Origin of the sequence: Dyella sp. SG562 (assembly GCF_011759495.1) — a bacterium.
In the GTDB taxonomy this organism is placed as follows: Bacteria; Pseudomonadota; Gammaproteobacteria; order Xanthomonadales; family Rhodanobacteraceae; genus Dyella_D; species Dyella_D marensis.
Genome location: NZ_JAAOYS010000014.1, coordinates 75,800 through 93,109, shown reverse-complemented (window position 1 = coordinate 93,109; position 17,310 = coordinate 75,800). Strand labels below are relative to the sequence as shown.

Annotated in this window: 13 protein-coding genes; 1 reads left to right on the top strand and 12 read right to left on the bottom strand. The window is 68.3% G+C overall.

Annotation, left to right across the window (positions count from 1 at the left end):
* Positions 1 to 24 precede the first annotated feature (24 nt).
* Positions 25 to 3,573 (bottom strand): DNA polymerase III subunit alpha, encoded by a 3,549-nt coding sequence (dnaE, locus tag FHW84_RS20485; RefSeq protein WP_167257862.1) that lies wholly within the window; start codon positions 3,571 to 3,573, stop codon positions 25 to 27.
* 649 nt (positions 3,574 to 4,222) lie between these two features.
* Between dnaE and FHW84_RS20480 the strand changes: the two genes are divergently transcribed.
* Positions 4,223 to 5,659 carry an amino acid permease gene (locus FHW84_RS20480; protein ID WP_167257860.1) on the top strand — a complete coding sequence of 479 codons (1,437 nt, stop codon included), beginning with the start codon at positions 4,223 to 4,225 and terminating at the stop codon, positions 5,657 to 5,659.
* A gap of 67 nt (positions 5,660 to 5,726) precedes the next feature.
* On the opposite strand, the gene FHW84_RS20475 is transcribed toward FHW84_RS20480, so the two are convergent.
* The 11 genes from FHW84_RS20475 to uppS form a co-directional block, all read right to left on the bottom strand.
* Positions 5,727 to 5,939, bottom strand: coding sequence for a hypothetical protein (locus FHW84_RS20475; RefSeq protein ID WP_167257858.1), 213 nt, complete (start codon positions 5,937 to 5,939; stop codon positions 5,727 to 5,729).
* Positions 5,940 to 6,307: 368 nt separating this feature from the next.
* The gene (gene rnhB / locus FHW84_RS20470) at positions 6,308 to 6,904 is read right to left on the bottom strand and encodes a ribonuclease HII (RefSeq protein ID WP_167257856.1); all 597 of its coding nucleotides are present in this window, start codon (positions 6,902 to 6,904) and stop codon (positions 6,308 to 6,310) included.
* Entirely contained in the window at positions 6,901 to 8,106 is a 1,206-nt protein-coding gene (lpxB, locus tag FHW84_RS20465; RefSeq protein ID WP_167257854.1) for a lipid-A-disaccharide synthase, read from the bottom strand. Before lpxB ends, rnhB begins: the two co-directional genes overlap by 4 nt.
* A gap of 4 nt (positions 8,107 to 8,110) precedes the next feature.
* Positions 8,111 to 8,899: an acyl-ACP--UDP-N-acetylglucosamine O-acyltransferase gene (lpxA, locus tag FHW84_RS20460; RefSeq protein ID WP_167257852.1), complete on the bottom strand. Its 789-nt coding sequence runs from the start codon at positions 8,897 to 8,899 to the stop codon at positions 8,111 to 8,113.
* Positions 8,896 to 9,369 (bottom strand): 3-hydroxyacyl-ACP dehydratase FabZ, encoded by a 474-nt coding sequence (fabZ, locus tag FHW84_RS20455; protein WP_167257850.1) that lies wholly within the window; start codon positions 9,367 to 9,369, stop codon positions 8,896 to 8,898. Before fabZ ends, lpxA begins: the two co-directional genes overlap by 4 nt.
* Positions 9,362 to 10,390 carry a UDP-3-O-(3-hydroxymyristoyl)glucosamine N-acyltransferase gene (lpxD, locus tag FHW84_RS20450; RefSeq protein ID WP_167257848.1) on the bottom strand — a complete coding sequence of 343 codons (1,029 nt, stop codon included), beginning with the start codon at positions 10,388 to 10,390 and terminating at the stop codon, positions 9,362 to 9,364. The genes fabZ and lpxD overlap by 8 nt, the downstream gene beginning before the upstream one ends.
* A gap of 141 nt (positions 10,391 to 10,531) precedes the next feature.
* Positions 10,532 to 12,973: an outer membrane protein assembly factor BamA gene (bamA, locus tag FHW84_RS20445; RefSeq protein WP_167257846.1), complete on the bottom strand. Its 2,442-nt coding sequence runs from the start codon at positions 12,971 to 12,973 to the stop codon at positions 10,532 to 10,534.
* Positions 12,974 to 13,185: 212 nt separating this feature from the next.
* Positions 13,186 to 14,532, bottom strand: a complete 1,347-nt coding sequence (gene rseP / locus FHW84_RS20440) for an RIP metalloprotease RseP (RefSeq protein WP_167257844.1) — start codon at positions 14,530 to 14,532, stop codon at positions 13,186 to 13,188.
* 13 nt (positions 14,533 to 14,545) lie between these two features.
* Positions 14,546 to 15,730: a 1-deoxy-D-xylulose-5-phosphate reductoisomerase gene (locus FHW84_RS20435; RefSeq protein WP_208399893.1), complete on the bottom strand. Its 1,185-nt coding sequence runs from the start codon at positions 15,728 to 15,730 to the stop codon at positions 14,546 to 14,548.
* A complete protein-coding gene (locus FHW84_RS20430; protein WP_167257842.1) occupies positions 15,727 to 16,545 on the bottom strand; it encodes a phosphatidate cytidylyltransferase in 819 nt (272 codons plus the stop codon). Before FHW84_RS20430 ends, FHW84_RS20435 begins: the two co-directional genes overlap by 4 nt.
* Positions 16,546 to 16,558: 13 nt before the next feature.
* The gene (gene uppS / locus FHW84_RS20425; RefSeq protein ID WP_167257840.1) at positions 16,559 to 17,299 is read right to left on the bottom strand and encodes a polyprenyl diphosphate synthase; all 741 of its coding nucleotides are present in this window, start codon (positions 17,297 to 17,299) and stop codon (positions 16,559 to 16,561) included.
* Between the last annotated feature and the right edge of the window lie 11 nt (positions 17,300 to 17,310).

Genomic DNA, 17,310 nt, shown 5'->3' with positions numbered 1-17,310 from the left:
TACCTATTCTCTATTCCCCATTCCCTATTCCCCGCGGCCTTCGGCCGTCCTGACGATGCGCAGCTTGGCCGCCTGCACCCCGGGCACGGCGCGCACGGCGCGCAGCAGGGCCGGGATGGCCTCCACCCGCCATTCGTCGCCCAGCTCCAGGTCGGCCTGGGCGACGGCGTTGTGGTAGCCGTGGAGCACCACGCTGGTGCGGCCGTTGCGGTAGCCGGCCAGGATCTGGCGCAGCTGGTCGACGAAGCCGGGGCCGACCCCGTTCAGCTTCACATGCAGCACGCGGGCGAAGCGGCGGCAGGCGTCGGCCAGGGTGTGGGCGCTGCGCGCGCGCACGGCGAAGCCGCCGCCGGAGAAATCGTCGATGCGCAGGCCGCCCTCGACCACCAGGATCTCGTCGCGCGTCAGCAGCGGCGCCACCTGCTGGTACAGCTCGCCGAAGAAGCTCACCTCGATGATGCCGGTGCCGTCTTCCAGCCGCACGAAGGCGTCGCTCTCGCCGCGCTTGCGGATGGCGGTGACCATGCCGGCCACGGTCCAGGGCGTGTCGGGGCCGCGGCGGAAGCGGTTGTCCTCGTCGCCCTTGCGCGGGCGCGGCGGCTGGTAGCGGTCGGCGATCTCGCCCAGCGGGCAGGTGGACAGCTGCAGCAGTTCTTCGCGCCAGGGGTCGGTGGGATGGCCGGAAAGGTAATGGCCCAGCGTGTCGCGTTCGCCTTGCAGCTTCTGCTCCAGCGGCCATTCGGGGGCGGTGGGCAGGTCGATCTGCACTACGGGCGCTACCGCACCCATCATGGCTCCGAACATATCGTTCTGCCCCGACTGCTTGTCGCGCAGATGCTGCTCCGCCGCCTTGATCGCATCCGGCAGCTGCAGCATCAGGCTGGCGCGGGTCGGCGCCAGCGCGTCCAGCGCGCCGGACAGGATCAAGGCTTCCAGCACGCGGCGGTTGAGCTTGGTGGAATCGACGCGGCGGCAGAAATCAGCCAGGTCCTTGTAGTTGCCGCCGCGCTTGCGCTCTTCGGCGATCGACTCGCAGGCGCCCTGGCCGACACCCTTGATGGCGCCCAGGCCGTAGCGGATCACCTTCGGTTCCACCGCGACGAACATGAACTCCGAGGCATTGACGTCCGGCGGCAGCACGGTCAGCCCGATCGCCTTGGACTCGTCGATGAAAGTCACCGCCTTGTCGGTGTTGTCCATGTCCGACGAGATCGTCGCGGCCATGAACTCGGCGGGGTAGTGCGCCTTCAGCCACGCGGTCTGGTAGGAGACCAGCGCATAGGCGGCGGCGTGCGACTTGTTGAAGCCGTAGCCGGCGAACTTCTCCATCAGGTCGAAGATCTCGTCGGCCTTTTCGCCGGAGAGTCCGTCCTTGGCGGCGCCCTCGCGGAACTTGGCGCGTTCCTTCGCCATCTCCTCGAGCTTTTTCTTGCCCATCGCGCGGCGCAGCAGGTCGGCGCCGCCGAGCGAATAGCCGCCCACGATCTGCGCCATCTGCATCACCTGCTCCTGGTAGACCATGATGCCGTAGGTCTCTTTCAGGATCGGCTCGACGCGCGGGTCGGGGTACTGCACTTCCTCGCGGCCGTGCTTGCGCGCGACGAAGCTGGGGATCAGGTCCATCGGGCCGGGGCGGTACAGCGCCACCAGGGCCACGATGTCTTCGAAGCGGTCGGCGCGCGCATCTTTCAGCATGCGCTGCATGCCGGAAGATTCGAGCTGGAACACCGCCACCGTCCTGGCCTGCTGCAGCAGCTTGTAGGTGGCGGCGTCGTCCAGCGGCAGCGCGGCGATGTCCAGCGGCTCGCCGCCTTCCTTCGCGCGGCGCGCGTTGATCGCCTTCACCGCCCAGTCGATGATGGTGAGCGTGCGCAGGCCGAGGAAGTCGAACTTCACCAGGCCCACGGCTTCGACGTCGTCCTTGTCGTACTGCGTGACCACGCCCGCGCCGCCGGCTTCGCAGTACAGCGGGGCGAATTCGGTGAGCGGCTTGGGCCCGATCACCACGCCGCCGGCATGCTTGCCGGCGTTGCGGGTGAGGTTTTCCAGGCTCAGCGCCAGGTCGATCAGCGTTTTCGCTTCCTCGTCCTGGTCGTACAGATCGCAGAATTCCTTGACGACGCGGTCGGGTTCTTTCTTGGCTTTCTCCGAGCGGCCCAGCGCGCACGACAGCGTGAGGTCGAGCGGGCGCGGCGGAATCAGCTTGGCGATCTTGTCGACCGCGTTGTAGCCCATGCCCAGCACGCGGCCGGAGTCGCGCAGCACCGCCTTCGCGGCCATCGAGCCGTAGGTGATGATCTGGCTGACGTGGTCGCGGCCGTACTTGCGCGCGACGTAGTCGATCACCTCGTCGCGGCGGTCCATGCAGAAGTCGATGTCGAAGTCGGGCATCGACACGCGTTCGGGATTGAGGAAGCGCTCGAACAGCAGGTTGAACGGCAGCGGGTCCAGGTCGGTGATCTTCAGCACCCAGGCCACCAGCGAGCCCGCGCCCGAACCGCGTCCCGGGCCCACCGGAATGCCGTTCTGCTTACCCCAGTTGATGAAGTCCGCCACGATCAGGAAGTAGCCGGGGAAGCCCATCTTGATGATCACGTCCAGCTCGCGGTCGAGCCGGGCGATGTAATCGTCCAGGGTGTAGCCGGGCGCCAGCGGATGGGTGGCGAGGCGCTCCTTCAGGCCTTGGTGCGACAGCTCGCGGATATAGCTGCCCAGGTCGTGGCCTTCCGGCACCGGGAAGTTCGGCAGGTAATAGGTGCCGAAGCTCAGTTCCAGCGTGCAGCGCCTGGCCAGCTCGACGGTGTTTTCCAGCGCCTCGGGGATGTCCGCGAACAGCTCGGCCATCTGCGTGGGCGTCTTCAGGTATTGCTGGTCGCTGTACTCGCGCGGGCGCTTGGGGTCGGCCAGCACGCGGCCCTGGTGGATGCAGACGCGCGCCTCGTGCGATTCGAAGTCGCTCTGGCGCAGGAAGCGCACGTCGTTGCTGGCGATCACCGGCAGGTCGAGCTCGGCGGCCAGCGCCAGCGCGGCGGCGTTCCAGGTTTCCTCGCCCTCGCGGCCGCAGCGGGTGAGCTCCAGGTACAGGCGGTCCTGGAACAGCCGCGCGAACGGGCGCAGGCGCGCGGCCGCGGCGGCGACGCCCTGGTTGACCGCGATGCGCGCCACTTCGTGTTCGCGCCCGATCAGGGCGATCAGGCCTGCGCTCGCCTGCGGCGTGAGCCAGGCCATTTCGGCCATCGGCTTGCCGTTGCCCTGGCCTTCGCGCCATACGCGCGAGACCAGGCGCGACAGGTTCAGATAACCGTCGCGGTTCTGGCAGAGCAGGGTGACGCGCGAGGGGCGCGGGTCGTCCGGCATCGACAGCCACAGGTCGCAGCCGCCGATCGGCTTGATGCCGGCCGCGCTGCAGGCTTTGTAGAACTTCACCAGCGCGAACATGTTCGTCTCGTCGGTGAGCGCGACGGCGGGGATGCCTTCGCGCACGCAGGCGTCGACCAGCGCTTTGATGCGGATGGTCGAGTCGACCAGCGAGTATTCGCTGTGCAGGTGGAGGTGGGCGAAGCGGACGGTCATGCGGACTCACGCGGTGAGTTTGGGGAGGCTAGCTGGCGCTTGCGGGCGGGGCAAGATTGACTTCCGCCGAGTTTGTGCGGCGCGGCTTTGCGCCGCGCCCGGCGTAGGTTGGGGTGAACGTAGTGAACCCCAACGGGGGGGGGCTGGTGATGTGCTGTCGTGTGAGTGTCTCGCCGTTGGCGAGGGTTTCGCCCCGCTGCCGCGGGGCGAGTTACTTCTTCTTTGCGTGCCCAAAGAAGAAGTAACCAAGAAGAAAGGGCACCCTGCTTGGCGCCCTCAGCAGCGCAGCTGCTGAGGGTCCGTGAGGGCTGGCCGGGCTTTTTGACAGGGCATCCATGCCCTGATCAAAAAGGCGGGGACATCGTGTCCCCGCCCCCCTGCGGGGGCCTTTTCGTCCAGCCCTCACCGCCGGCGCCAAGGGGACCCGGTAGAGCAAAAGCGCACAAGCGGAACGCCGCGGCTGCGCCGCGAGCTCTTCGCTTGATTGTCGCCCCGCCCGTCATCCCCCTCTCCCCGCCGGGGAGAGGGTCGGGGTGAGGGGCGGCACTTGCCACAAGGCCGCAACCACAGGCCCCACCCGATTCCAGTTGCCACGGCAGCCCCTGGCTGGCATGGTTCCTGGCTCTCTACCGCGCCCCGGAGCGCTCCGATGTCGTTGATCCGTTCGCTGTTTGCCGTGAAGCCTGTCGAGGCCTCGCTCACTGCCGATGATTCGCTGCGGCGGACTCTGGGGCTGAAGGAGCTGATCGTGCTGGGCGTGGGTGCGGTGATCGGCGCGGGTATTTTCGTGATCACGGGGCAGGCGGCGGCGGAGCATGCGGGGCCGGCCTTGACCTTGTCGTTCGTGCTGGCGGGGCTGGCGGCGGCGCTGGCGGCGCTGAGCTATGCCGAGTTCGCGGCGATGCTGCCGGTGTCGGGCAGTGCCTATGTCTACGCCTATGCCACGTTCGGCGAGCTGCTGGCCTGGTTTATCGGGTGGAACGTGGTGGCGGAATATCTGCTGGCGGTGTCGTCGGTGGCGGTGGGCTGGTCCGGTTACGGCGTGGGTCTGCTGAAGACGCTGGGTATCCATGTGCCGGAGGCGCTGGCCAATGCGCCGCTGAGCTTCAAGGACGGGCATCTGCAGTTCACCGGCGCGCTGCTGAATCTGCCGGCGCTGCTGGTGGTCGCGGCGCTTACCGCGCTGCTGTATCGCGGGACGAGGCAGTCCACGGCGTTCGCCAGCGTGGTGGTGGCGCTGAAGGTGATCGTGGTGGTGCTGTTCGTGGTGTGCGGGTTGCAGTACGTGGACCCCGCGCTGTGGCACCCGTACGTGCCGCAGAACCAGGGCGGCGATCACTACGGCTGGGCCGGCGTGTTCCGCGCGGCGACCAGCGTGTTCTATGCCTACATCGGCTTCGATGCGGTGGCGACGGCGGCGCAGGAAACGCGCAACCCGCAGCGCAACGTGCCGGCGGGCATCCTGATTTCGCTGGCGGTGTGCACGGTGCTGTACATCATCGTGGCGGCGGTGCTCACCGGCTTGGTGCCGTACCCGCAGCTGGGCACGGCCGAGCCCGTGGCGACGGCGCTGGCGGCGCATCCGCCGCTGGCCTGGCTGAAGCTGCTGACCCAGGTGGGCGCGGTGGCGGGGCTGACCTCGGTGATCCTGGTGATGCACCTGGGCCTGTCGCGCATCCTCTACACCATGGCCGGCGACGGCCTGCTGCCGACCTTCTTCGGCGCGGTGCACGAGCGCCACCACACGCCGCACCGCACCACCCTGCTGGTGGGCACGGTGGGCGGCATCCTGGCCGCGGTGTTTCCGCTCAGCCTGCTGGGCGACCTGCTTTCGATGGGCACGCTGCTGGCTTTCGCCACGGTGTGCATCGGCGTGCTGGTGCTGCGCCGCACGCATCCGAACCTGCCGCGCGGCTTCCGCGTGCCGGCCGCGCCGGTGGTGTGCAGCCTGGGCGTGCTGGTGTGCGGCTTCCTGCTGGCGCAGATGAACCTGGCCAATTGGATCCTGCTCGGCGCGTGGACCGCGCTGGGCATGCTGATCTACATCGCCTACGGTTATCGGCACAGCCTGCTGCGCGGGCGTTGAGCGGCAGTCCCGCTTCCGTTGGGGTTCGCCTTCGGCTCACCCCCACCTGCGTGTGCGGCGTGCGGGGTCAGGAAATGCGGAAGCGTTCGTTACCGTCGGGCTGGTCGATGAAGTGATCGAGGCCGCTCACCTTCAGCGGGTGCAGGTTGTAGTCGACGTGGGCGGTATCCAGCAGCGGCGGCGCGTCCTGCGTAGACGCGGGGGAGATCGCGGCCGGTTCCGCCGACGGGGCGTCGCCACCGTTCGGGACGACGGTGAGTGGCGTGTTGGGAAGTGTCATGGCTGAACTCCTGCGGCGTCTTGCATGCGCCGCTGGCGTGTTCCGCGTGGCGACGCGGAAGGCTGTACCTTGCGTCCGTGCCTGAAGCGGCGACCGTGCCGTGGAACCGGGGTGGCTCGGCGGTCGGCGGGGCGGTCGGCCCGGCTTCGTCCTGCTTCGAACCTTCGATGCGCGCCGCTGGAGAAGGGTTGCGCGGCGCGTGCGAGGGCGAAGCGCCGGTCGGATGGGCTCGGGGCCTGGTCCGACCGTGGAGCCAGTCTAGACCCGCATCGCAAGAAAAAACCCGTGTCGAAGGGCATGACGGAAATCGTTTGCGCGCGGCGGCTTTTGGCCTCGTTGATGCTTTGCGCCCGTGGACGAACAGCCGTCTAAAAAAGCACGCCCTGATCGAGCATGATCTTCACCGGCGCAAAGCTGCGGCGGTGCTCGGCGCACGGCCCCAGCCGCTGCAGCGCTTCGAAATGCGCCGGCGTGGGATAGCCCTTGTGCGCGGCGAAGCCATAGCCGGGGTACTGCGTTTCCATCGCCACCATCAGGCGGTCGCGGGTGACCTTGGCCAGGATCGAGGCGGCGCTGATCGCCGGCTCCAGCGCATCGCCGCCGACGATGGCGCGACCGGGGCAGGGCAGGTTCTTCGGCAGCGCATTGCCGTCGATCCAGGCCTCGTGCGCCACCAGCGACAGGCCCGCGACGGCGCGGCTCATCCCGGCCATGGTGGCCTGGAAGATATTGAGCTGATCGATCTCGGTGACGCTCATGGCGACGATGCAATGCGCCAGCGCATTCGCCACGATCTGCGGATACAGCGACTCGCGTTTCGCTTCGGTGAGCTTCTTCGAATCGTTCAAGCCGTCGATCGGGCGCTTGGGATCGAGAATGACCGCGGCCACCACCACCGGCCCCGCGAGCGGGCCGCGGCCGGCTTCGTCGACGCCGGCGATATGGCGCAGCGTTTTCCTGTTCATCGCGGACGCTCGATCAGTTCGATGATCGCGTCGGCCGCATGGTCGCCCGCTTCGCCTTCCAGCTCGCCGCGCAGCGCGCGGTGCAATTGCTCGAAGGCGGCGACGATCTCGCCGCGGCGCTGGCTGTCCTGGAACAGCGCGAGCACGGCGGCGGAGAGTTTCTCCGGCGTGCAGTCGTCCTGCATCAGCTCCGGCGCCAGCATGGCCCGGTCGCCGAGGCCGCAGGCGCGGGCCAGGATGTTCGGCAGCGCGTAGACGTCGGTCTTCAGCATGTTCAGCGCGCGCGCGATGCGGTAGCTGATCGGCGACACGCGGTAGCCGACCACCATCGGACGCTTGGCCAGCATGGCTTCCAGCGTGGCGGTGCCGGAAGCGAGCAGCACCACGTCGGCGGCGAGCATCGCTTCGTGCGCGCGGCCGTCGAGCAGGATGGGGGTGTCATCGTTGCCGGGACCTTCGCCAAGCATCGCTTTCAGCGTCGCATGCACGCGCGTGTTGGCCGCCGGAACGATGATGCGCAGGCCCGGCAACTGCGCGGCCACGCGGCGCGCCGCATCGAGAAACACGCGGCCCAGCTTTGCCACTTCCGAGGCGCGGCTGCCCGGCAGCACGGCCAGCACCGGTGCGTTCTGCGGCAGCTCGAGGAAGTCGCGCGCGCCGACGCGGTCGGAGACCAGGGCGAAGCGGTCCGCCAGCGGATGGCCGACGAAGCGCGCGTCGACGCCGTGGCGCGCATAGATCGCCGGCTCCATCGGGAACAGGCACAGCACGCGGTCGGCGCTGCGGCCGATCCTGGCCGCGCGCTCCTCGCGCCAGGCCCACACGGACGGGCTGACGTAGTGCACGGTGCGCAGGCCGGCGGCGCGGACGCGCTGTTCCACGCCGAGGTTGAAATCCGGTGCGTCGATGCCGACCACTACCGCGGGCTTGGCCGCGATCAGCCGCGCCACCAGTTCCTTGCGCAGGCGCAGCAGGCGGGGCAGGTGGCTGATCACTTCGGCGAAGCCGAACAGCGACAGCTCGCGGATGTCGTACCAGGATTCGAAACCCTGCGCCTGCATGCGCGCGCCGCCGATGCCGGCGAAGCGGGCGCCAGGGTAGCGCTTGCGCAGGGCCACGATGAGGTCGGCGCCGAGCTGGTCGCCGGAGTCTTCTCCGGCGATGAGTGCGATGACGATGGGGGTTTCGGCGGCTGAGCTCATGGCGTCAGCGTGCGAGAGCCCGCTCGCTGCGATCCAGGAATTCCAGCATCGAGCGCACGTCGTCGCTTTCCTGCGCCAGCGACACCAGCTGCTCGCGCGCGTCGGCCTGGGTCAGGCCGGCCATGTACAGCGTGCGGTAGGCGCGCTTGATCGCGGCGATGCGGGTGGGGTCGAAGCCGCGGCGCTTCAGGCCTTCGCTGTTGATGCCGCGCGGGCGGCCGCGCTGCTCGTTGGCCATCATCACGAACGGCGGCACGTCGGAGCCGACCAGGCAGCCCATGCCGATGAAGGCGTGCGCGCCGACCTTGCAGAACTGATGCACGCCGGAGAAGCCGGACATGATCACGAAGTCGCCGATCTCCACGTGCCCGGCCAGCGCCGAGTAGTTGGAGAACACGGTGTTGTTGCCGATCTGGCAGTCATGCGCCACGTGCACGTAGGCCAGCAGCCAGTTGTCGTTGCCGATGCGGGTGATGCCGCCGCCGTCGCCCGTGCCGCGGTTGACCGTGACGAATTCGCGGATCAGGTTGCGGTCGCCGATGACCAGCTCGGTGCGCTCGCCCTGGAACTTCTTGTCCTGCGGCGCGCCGCCGAGCGAGGCGAACTGGCTGATGCGGTTGTCGCGGCCGATGCGGGTGGGGCCTTCGATCACCACGTGCGGACCGACGACCGTGCCTTCGCCGATCTCCACCTCGGCGCCGATCACGCTGTAGGCGCCGACGCTGACGTTGGCGCCCAATTTGGCGGAAGGATCGATCTGTGCGGTGGGGTGGATGGCGCTGGCCTGGCTCATTTGTCGGACCTCGCCGCGCAGACCAGCGTGCAGGAAGCGACCTTCTTGCCGTTGACGCGGCTCTCGGCCTCGAACATGCCCATGCCGCGCAGCAGGCGCAGCAGCTTCACTTCCATCAGTAGCTGGTCGCCCGGCACCACCGGGCAGTAGAAGCGCGCGTCGTCCACCTTGGCCAGGTAGAACAGCGGGCTGCCGGTGTCGCCCTTCATGCGGCTGCTGATCTGGGTGAGCAGGCCGGCGGTCTGCGCCATGGCCTCCACGATCAGCACGCCGGGCATTACCGGATGGCCCGGGAAATGGCCCTGGAAGAACGGCTCGTTCATGGTCACGTTCTTCAGGCCCACCACGCGGTGGTCCGGCTCCAGCTCGATCACCCGGTCCACCAGCAGGAACGGATAGCGGTGCGGCAGCAGCTTCTGGATCTGCTCCACCGTCACCGGCAGGTGGTAGGGCTCGGTCTTGTCACTCATTGTTGCTGTCCTTCTCCAGCGCCGAAAGCCGGCGCACGTACTCGTCAAGGTGCTTGAAACGGGCCGCATTGCGCCGCCACAGGCGGTTTTCCTGCAACGGTACCCCCGAGGAATACTCGCCGGGCTCGCGGATCGAATGGGTCACCAGGCTCTTGGCCGTAATGGTAACCCGGTCGGCCAGCTCCAGATGGCCCAGCACGCCGGCGTTGCCGCCGATCATGCAGTAGCGGCCGATCTTCGCGCTGCCGGCCACCGCGGCGCAGCCGGCCATGGCGGTGTGCGCGCCGACGTGGACGTTGTGGGCGATCTGGATCTGGTTGTCCAGGCGCACGTCCTCTTCCAGCACGGTGTCTTCCAGCGCGCCGCGGTCGATGGTGGTGTTGGCGCCGATCTCGCAGTCGTCGCCGATGCGCACGCCGCCGAGCTGCGGCAGCTTGATCCAGTGGTCTTTGTCGAAGGCGAGGCCGAAGCCGTCCGAGCCGATCACCGCGCCGGGGTGGACCAGCACGCGCTTTCCCAGGGTCACGCGGGTGACCAGGGTGACCCGCGCCACCAGCCGCGACTGCGCGCCCACCGTGCAGCCGGCGCCGACGATGCAATGCGGGCCGAGCACGGCGCCGTCTTCGATCACGGCGTCTTCTTCCACCACGCAGCAGGGGCCGATGCTGGCCGTCGGCGCGATGCGCGCGGCGGGCGAGACCACGGCGCTGGCATGGATGCCGGCGGGCGAAGCGGGCAGGCGCTCGAACAGCGCGGCAATCTTGGCGTAGGCGACGTAGGGGTCCTTGGCGATGAGTGCGGCGGTGGGACAGTCGCTGAGGTTTTCTTCGCGCAGCACCACCACGCCGGCGCGCGCGCCGGCGAGCTGGGCGCCGTACTTGCTGTTGGACAGGAAGCTCAGCTGGCTGGGGCCGGCGCCGGCCAGGGTGCCGACGCCGTCGATCACGCGCTGGCCATCGCCCTGGAAGGCCAGGCCGAAGCGTTCGGCCAGCTCGGCCACGGTGTATTGGAAGGTGCTCATGCGGGCTCCCTGGCGGTGCGGGCATTGTAGGGCGCGGGGGGCGCGGCGTCTTTCCGCACGGGCAAAAGAAAGCGCGGCCGTGGCCGCGCTTTCGGGGGTGTTGCGGTGCTTCGGACCCTGCCGGTCAGGTGATTGCCCGGCTTAGAACTGGCTGCCGAAGGTGAACTGGATGCGCTCTTCGTAGTGACGATCTTCCTTCTTGGAGCGGATCGGCGTGGCGAAGTTGATGATCAGCGGGCCGATCGGCGCCTGCCACTGCAGCGAGATACCGGTCGAGGCGCGCAGCTCCGAAGCCTTGAAGGCGCTGTAGTCCTTGTACACGTTGCCGACGTCGACGAACCACGACACGCGGGCGGTGTTCACGTCCTTCAGGAACGGCAGCGGGATGAACACCTGCGCGGTGCCCAGCACCTTGAACGCGCCGCCGACCGGCTGGGCGTAGGTGTAGTAGCCACCGTTGCAACGGCCGTCCTTGTCGGCCTGCAGCGGCTTGCCGCTGGCGTCGGTGCCCACGCAGAGCTTCGGGCCCAGCGTGTTGTCCTGGAAGCCGCGCACGTCGCGCACGCCGCCGGAGTAGTAGTTCTCCCAGAACGGGAAGTCGATCTTCTGGCCCTTCACGTAGTCGCCGAAGCTGTTGTCGTACTCCTGGCCATAGGTCTTGCCGTAGCCGACCTGGCCGTCCAGGTACAGCACGAAGCCGCCGCCGATCGGCCAGTAGTGGTTGGCCTCGCCGAAGATCTTGTAGTACTGCACGGTGGAGCCGGGCAGCGCGATGTCGGTGGACAGCGTCATCATGCCGCCGCGGGTCGGCGCCCAGTAGCCGTTGCGCGTGTCGTGGGTCCAGCCCAGCTGGCCGGTCCACGAGTGGATGGTCTTGTGGCCGATCGCGTTCTGGTAGTCGATCAGCTGCTGCGGCGACAGGCTCTGCGTGACGATCTGGCCGGTGGAGTCGTAGGTCTGGTAGTCCAGGTTGATCTTGTTGCTGCTCAGGCCGAGGCCGGCGCGCAGGCTGTCGAAGTCGGTGATCGGGATGTTGAGGAAGGCCGAGAACGACTTCTGGCTGCTGGTGAAGTTGACGAAGTCGCTGTTGGCGTCGCCGTAGTCGCTCTTGCTGTACGCGGCGTTGTAGCCGATGCCGATGCCGTTGTCGGTCAGGTACGGGTTGAAATAGGTGGCGCTGACGCTGGTGACGTAGTCGCTGCGCTGCGCGGACACCGAGAAGCTGTCGCCCGTGCCCAGGAAGTTGTTCTGCGACACCGAGGCGGACAGGATGATGCCCGAGTACTGCGAATAGCCCACGCCGAACATCAGGCTGCCGGCGGACTGTTCTTCCACCTTCACCGTCAGGTCGACCTGGTCCTCGGTGCCCGGCACCAGCTTCTTGTCGATGTCGACCTTCTTGAAGTAGCCCAGGTGCTGCAGGCGGATCTTCGAGCGGTCGATCGCCGGCTGCGAGTACCAGCTGCCTTCCAGCTGGCGCATTTCGCGGCGCATCACGTCGTCTTCGGTGCGGGTATTGCCGTTGAACACCACGCGGCGCACGTACACGCGCTTGCCGGGCTCGATGTAGAAGGTGAGGTCGACGGTGCGCTTGTCCTTGTCCAGCTTCGGCACCGGGGTGACCTTGGCGAAGGCGTAGCCGATGCTGGCCAGGATGCTCTTGATCGCATCGGAGCTGGCTTCGATCGCCTTGCGGTTGAAGGTCTGGTCCTTCTTCTGGAACACCAGCTGGCGCAGGGTTTCTTCCGGCAGCACCAGGTCGCCGAGCAGGTGGATGTCGGAGACGGTGTAGATCTCGCCTTCCTTCACCGCGGCGGCGATGTACATCTCGCGCTTGTCGGGGGCGATGCTGACCTGGGTGGAATCCACGCCGAAGTCGGCGTAGCCGCGGTCCATGTAGTAGGACTGCAGCTTCTCCAGGTCGCCGGAGAGCTTCTCGCGCGAGTACTGGTCGTCCTTCGAATACCAGGACATCCAGTTGGTGGTGTCGGATTCGAAGTCCTTGCGGATTTCCTTGTCGGTGAACGCCTTGTTGCCGACGATGTTGATCTCTTTGATCTTGGCGACCTTGCCTTCGCGGATCTCGATGTCGATCGCCACGCGGTTGCGGTCGAGATTGGTGACGTGCGGTTCGACCGAGACGTTGTACTTGCCGCGGTTGTAGTACTGGCGGATCAGTTCCTGCTGCACGCGGTCGAGCGAGAGGCGGTCGAAGGTCTCGCCTTCGGAAAGGCCGATCTCCTTCAGGCCCTTGCGCAGGTCGTCTTCCTTGATGTCCTTGTTGCCGCGCAGGGTGAGCTTGGCGATGGACGGGCGCTCGGTGACCTTGATCACCATGATGTCGCCTTCGCGGTCGATCTCGACCTCGCTGAAGAACTTGGTCTGGTACAGGGCGCGGATGGCGCGCTGGGCGGCGTCCGTGGTCAGGCGGTCGCCCTTGTTGACCGGCAGGTAGTTGAGCACCGTGCCCGCCGAGATGCGGCTTAGGCCATCGATGCGGATGTCGGAAACGACGAACGGCTCGAACGCAAGCGCGTTGGCGGTGAGTGAGGCAAGCAGGATCAGGGCGGCGATACGCTTCATCGTCGATTCCGTTGTTTATGCGGACGCAGCGGCCGCCTTGGCCGCTGCGCGTATGAATTGAGCCGGAAAAGTGCCCGGACTCGAAAAAAAGCGCGCGCCGTTCGCGAGCGCGGCGGAGGATGCTTCAACGCATGGCGCGCCGGCACGGGCGACAACCGGTGTCGCCTTGCCGCGGGCCGGCCGTCCCCCGACGCTGGCGTTGGGCACGCGCGTCACAAGAACAGACTGCGATGGATGTCGTTGTAAAACGCCAGACCCATCAAGGTGAGCAGCAGGAACAGGCCGACGTACTGGCCGGCCATCATCGTGCGCTCACTCAGCGGACTGCCCTTGACCAACTCGATAAGGTAATACAGCAGGTGACCGCCGTCCAAGACGGGGATGGGCAGCAGGTTCAATACCGCCAGGCTCAGCGAGACCAGGGCGAGGAAGCGCAGGAACCAGGCGGGGCCCATGCTGGCCGAGGCATTGGCCACCTGGGCGATGCCGATCACGCCGGAGAGGTTCTTGGTCGAGGCCTGGCCGCTGACCATCTTGCCGATCATGTTGAACAGCGAGACGGTGTTGTCCCAGGTCGCGCCCAGCGAGGCGCCGACCGCGGCCACCGGCCCGTAGCGGCGCACCACCTGTTCCGGCTGCGGCGGCGACACGCCGATCAGCCAGCGCGGCGGCTGGCCTTCCATCGATTCCATGCGCGCGGTGACCGTGAAGTTCAGCGGCTTGCCGTTGCGCTCCACCGCGATGGCCAGGGCCGGCGACCGGGTCGCCTCGGCCACCACCAGGCGCGAGAAGGCTTCGAAATCGGCCACCGGCTGGCCGTTGATGCTGACGATGCGGTCGCCGCCCTGCATGCCGGCGGCGGCGGCCGGGAAGCCTGCGCGCACCACGGCGGCGACCGGCGCGGCGGGCGCGGTCTTGATGCCGAGCTTTTCCAGGTACTGGCCGATGTCCTGCCCGGCGGGCAGCTGGTTCAGCGGCAGGGTGACCACGCGCTCGGCGCCGTCGGTGCCGCGCAGGCGCAGCGGCAGCGGTTCGCGGCCGAGCAGGGCGTTGGCGATGGCGTCGTAGGCGTCGCTCAGGGTGTCGACCGGCTTGCCGTCGACGGCGAGCACGCGGTCGCCCGGGCGCACGCCGGCGTCGGCGGCCATGCTGTGCGGCACGGCGGTGACGTTGGGCGCGGCGTCGGGCATGCCGACCACGAACATGGCCCAGAACGCGGCCACGGTGAAAATCAGATTGAAGGCGGGGCCGGCCGCGACGATGGCGATGCGCTGCCACACCGGCTTGCGGGTGAACTCGCGGCCCTGTTCGGCCGGGTCGACCTCGCCCTCGCGGGCGTCCAGCATCTTCACGTAGCCGCCCAGGGGAATGAGGGCGACCTGGTACTCGGTGCCGTCCTTGCCGATGCGCTTCCAGATGGCGCGGCCGAAGCCCACCGAGAAGCGCAGCACCTTGACGCCGCAGCGGCGCGCGACCCAGTAGTGGCCGAACTCATGAAAGGTCACCAGCACGCCCAGCGTGACCAGCAACCAGAAGATCGAGCCGAAAAAGGAATTCATCTGCAAGAGCTTATCAGCATGCGTTGCGGAGGATGCGGCGGGCGGCCTCGCGGGCTGCCCGGTCACGTTCAGTAAGGGACCGGACATCGACCACGGCTTGCGGCGGCAGTTCCATGAGCACGCTTTCGACCACGTCGGCGATCGACAGGAAGGGCAGCGCGCCGGCGAGGAAGGCTTCCACCGCCACCTCGTTCGCGGCATTCAGGACGGCGGTGGCATCGCCCCCCGCGCGCAGTGCCTGGAAGGCCAGGGCCAGGCAGCGGAAGGTGGCCAGGTCCGGCGCCTCGAACTGCAGGCTGCCATGGGCGGCCAGGTCCAGCGGCGGCACGCCCGAATCCACCCGCTCCGGCCAGGCCAGCGCATGGGCGATCGCCGTGCGCATGTCCGGATTGCCGAGCTGGGCCAGCACCGAGCCGTCCACGTAGTCGACCAGGGAATGCACCAGGCTCTGCGGGTGCACCAGCACCTCGATCGCATCGGGGGCGGCCTGGAACAGGTGGTGGGCCTCGATCACTTCCAGGCCCTTGTTCATCAGGGTGGCCGAATCGACCGAGATCTTGCGCCCCATCGACCACTTCGGGTGCCGGCAGGCCTCGTCCGGGGTGATGCCGGCCAGCTCGGCGCGGCTGCGGCCGCGGAACGGGCCGCCGGAGGCGGTCAGCACCAGCCGGCGCACGCCGCTGCGGGCCAGCTCGGGGCGGCCGCCGGGCAGGCACTGGAAGATGGCGTTGTGCTCGGAATCGACCGGGATCAGCTCGCCGCCGCCTTCGCGCAGCGCGGCCAGCAGCAGCTCGCCGGCCATCACGATCGATTCCTTGTTGGCCAGCAGCAGGCGCTTGCCGCTGCGCGCGGCGGCCAGGGTGGAGTCCAGGCCGGCGGCGCCGACGATGGCGGCCACCACGGTGTCGCACAGTCCGCCGGAGGCGGCGGCGGTAATCGCGTCGTGGCCGGCGGCCACCTCGCAGCGCACGCCAGCGGCGGCCAGGCGGCGGGCCAGTTCGCCCTCCAGCGCCGGATCGCCGATCACGGCGAGATCCGGCCGGTGCCGCTCGCACAGCGCGGCCAGCGCTTCCACCTGGCGGTGGGCGGCCAGCACGCTGGCGCGGAAACGCTGCGGATGGCGCGCGATCACGTCCAGCGTGCTGCCGCCGATGGAGCCGGTGGCCCCCAGTACCGCGATCTGGCGCAGCCCGCTCATAGACCCAGCAGCAATTTGCCGGCGGCGAACACGGGCAGGGCGGCGAACACGCTGTCCAGGCGGTCCAGCAGGCCGCCGTGGCCGGGGAACAGGTTGCCGGAGTCCTTCACCGCGGCATGCCGCTTCATCAGGCTTTCCAGCAGGTCGCCGACGATCGAGGCGACCACGGTCACCATCGACAGCAGGATCAGGCCGACCAGCCCGCCGTCGCGCACCTGGAGCAGCCAGCCGCCCACGCCGGCCACCAGGGCGCCGGCGACGAAGGCGCCGTACACGCCGGCCCAGGTCTTGCCGGGGCTGATGGTCGGGGCCAGCTTGCGCTTGCCGAACAGGCGGCCGCTGAAATAGGCGCCGATATCGGCGGCCCACACGATGGCCAGCGCCAGCACGGTCCACTCGTGCCCGTACGGCTGGGCGCGGTGGATGCTCATCGCGGCCACCCACGAAGGCAGCAGCACCAGCGCGCCGGCGCCGAGCTTGAACAGCTGGTTCTCGCGGGTCGGCGCGGCGCCGAAGGCGAAGTGCCGCAGCCACACGCAGACCAGCGCCCACCACAGCACGCCGGCGGCGATCAGCACCGCCCACAGCGCGGTATCGCGCGCCCACCACAGCAGGGCGAACAGCACGGCGGCCACCGCCAGCAGGCCGATGCGCACGCCGGTGTCCTTCAGGCCGGACAGGCGCGTCCATTCCCACAGCGCCAGCAGGAAGGCTGCCGACACGAGCGGCGCGAACACATGGGTCGGCGGCCACAGGATCAGCAGGATCGCCAGCGGCGCGAGCAGCAGTGCGGTGAGAGTGCGCTGGAGCAGCATGCGATTCCCTGGGTTAGGCCTTGGCGGCGACCTGTTCGCCGGTGCGCCCGTAGCGGCGCTCGCGGCGTGCATATTCCTCGATGGCCTGCCGCAGGCAAGCCTGGTCGAAGTCCGGCCACAAGGTATCGGTGAAGTAGAGCTCCGCGTAGGCGGCCTGCCACAGCAGGAAATTGCTGATGCGCAGCTCGCCGCCGGTGCGGATGAACAGGTCCAGCGGCGGCAGGTCGGCCAGGCTCATCCAGTGGCCGAGCAGGTGCTCGTCGATCTCGTCGGCGCGGAACTCGCCGCGGGCCACCGCTTCGGCGGCCTTGCGCGCGGCCTGGACCACGTCCCAGCGGCCGCCGTAGTTCACCGCCACGTTGAGGTGCAGCTTGTCGTTGCCGGCGGTATGCGCGATCGCCTGGTTCATGCGCTGGCGCAGGCCCGGCTCGAACGCGCCCAGGTCGCCGACGAAGCGCATGCGCACGCCGTGCTGGTGCAGTTCGTCCACTTCCTTGTCGAGCGCGCGCACGAACAGTTCCATCAGCGCGCCGACCTCGTCCTGCGGACGCTGCCAGTTCTCGCTGGAGAAGGCGAATACGGTCAGCGCCTGCACGCCCTCGCGCAGGCAGCCCTCGACCACTTCGCGCAAGGCCTTGCGGCCGGCGTTGTGGCCGAAGCTGCGCGGGCGGTGGCGCGCCTTCGCCCAGCGGCCGTTGCCGTCCATCACGATGGCGATGTGGCGCGGGATCCGCGCGGCGTCGGCGCCGGTCATGGAGTGGGAAC

What these genes read in the sequence shown, in the direction of transcription:
- FHW84_RS20480 (WP_167257860.1), top strand. Translation starts at nt 4,223, where the DNA reads ATGTCGTTGATCCGTTCGCTGTTTGCCGTGAAGCCTGTCGAGGCCTCG.
- FHW84_RS20475 (WP_167257858.1), bottom strand. Translation starts at nt 5,939, where the DNA reads ATGACACTTCCCAACACGCCACTCACCGTCGTCCCGAACGGTGGCGAC.
- rnhB (WP_167257856.1), bottom strand. Translation starts at nt 6,904, where the DNA reads ATGAACAGGAAAACGCTGCGCCATATCGCCGGCGTCGACGAAGCCGGC.
- bamA (WP_167257846.1), bottom strand. Translation starts at nt 12,973, where the DNA reads ATGAAGCGTATCGCCGCCCTGATCCTGCTTGCCTCACTCACCGCCAAC.
- dnaE (WP_167257862.1), bottom strand. Translation starts at nt 3,573, where the DNA reads ATGACCGTCCGCTTCGCCCACCTCCACCTGCACAGCGAATACTCGCTG.
- lpxD (WP_167257848.1), bottom strand. Translation starts at nt 10,390, where the DNA reads ATGAGCACCTTCCAATACACCGTGGCCGAGCTGGCCGAACGCTTCGGC.
- lpxA (WP_167257852.1), bottom strand. Translation starts at nt 8,899, where the DNA reads ATGAGCCAGGCCAGCGCCATCCACCCCACCGCACAGATCGATCCTTCC.
- FHW84_RS20435 (WP_208399893.1), bottom strand. Translation starts at nt 15,730, where the DNA reads ATGAGCGGGCTGCGCCAGATCGCGGTACTGGGGGCCACCGGCTCCATC.
- fabZ (WP_167257850.1), bottom strand. Translation starts at nt 9,369, where the DNA reads ATGAGTGACAAGACCGAGCCCTACCACCTGCCGGTGACGGTGGAGCAG.
- lpxB (WP_167257854.1), bottom strand. Translation starts at nt 8,106, where the DNA reads ATGAGCTCAGCCGCCGAAACCCCCATCGTCATCGCACTCATCGCCGGA.
- FHW84_RS20430 (WP_167257842.1), bottom strand. Translation starts at nt 16,545, where the DNA reads ATGCTGCTCCAGCGCACTCTCACCGCACTGCTGCTCGCGCCGCTGGCG.
- rseP (WP_167257844.1), bottom strand. Translation starts at nt 14,532, where the DNA reads ATGAATTCCTTTTTCGGCTCGATCTTCTGGTTGCTGGTCACGCTGGGC.
- uppS (WP_167257840.1), bottom strand. Translation starts at nt 17,299, where the DNA reads ATGACCGGCGCCGACGCCGCGCGGATCCCGCGCCACATCGCCATCGTG.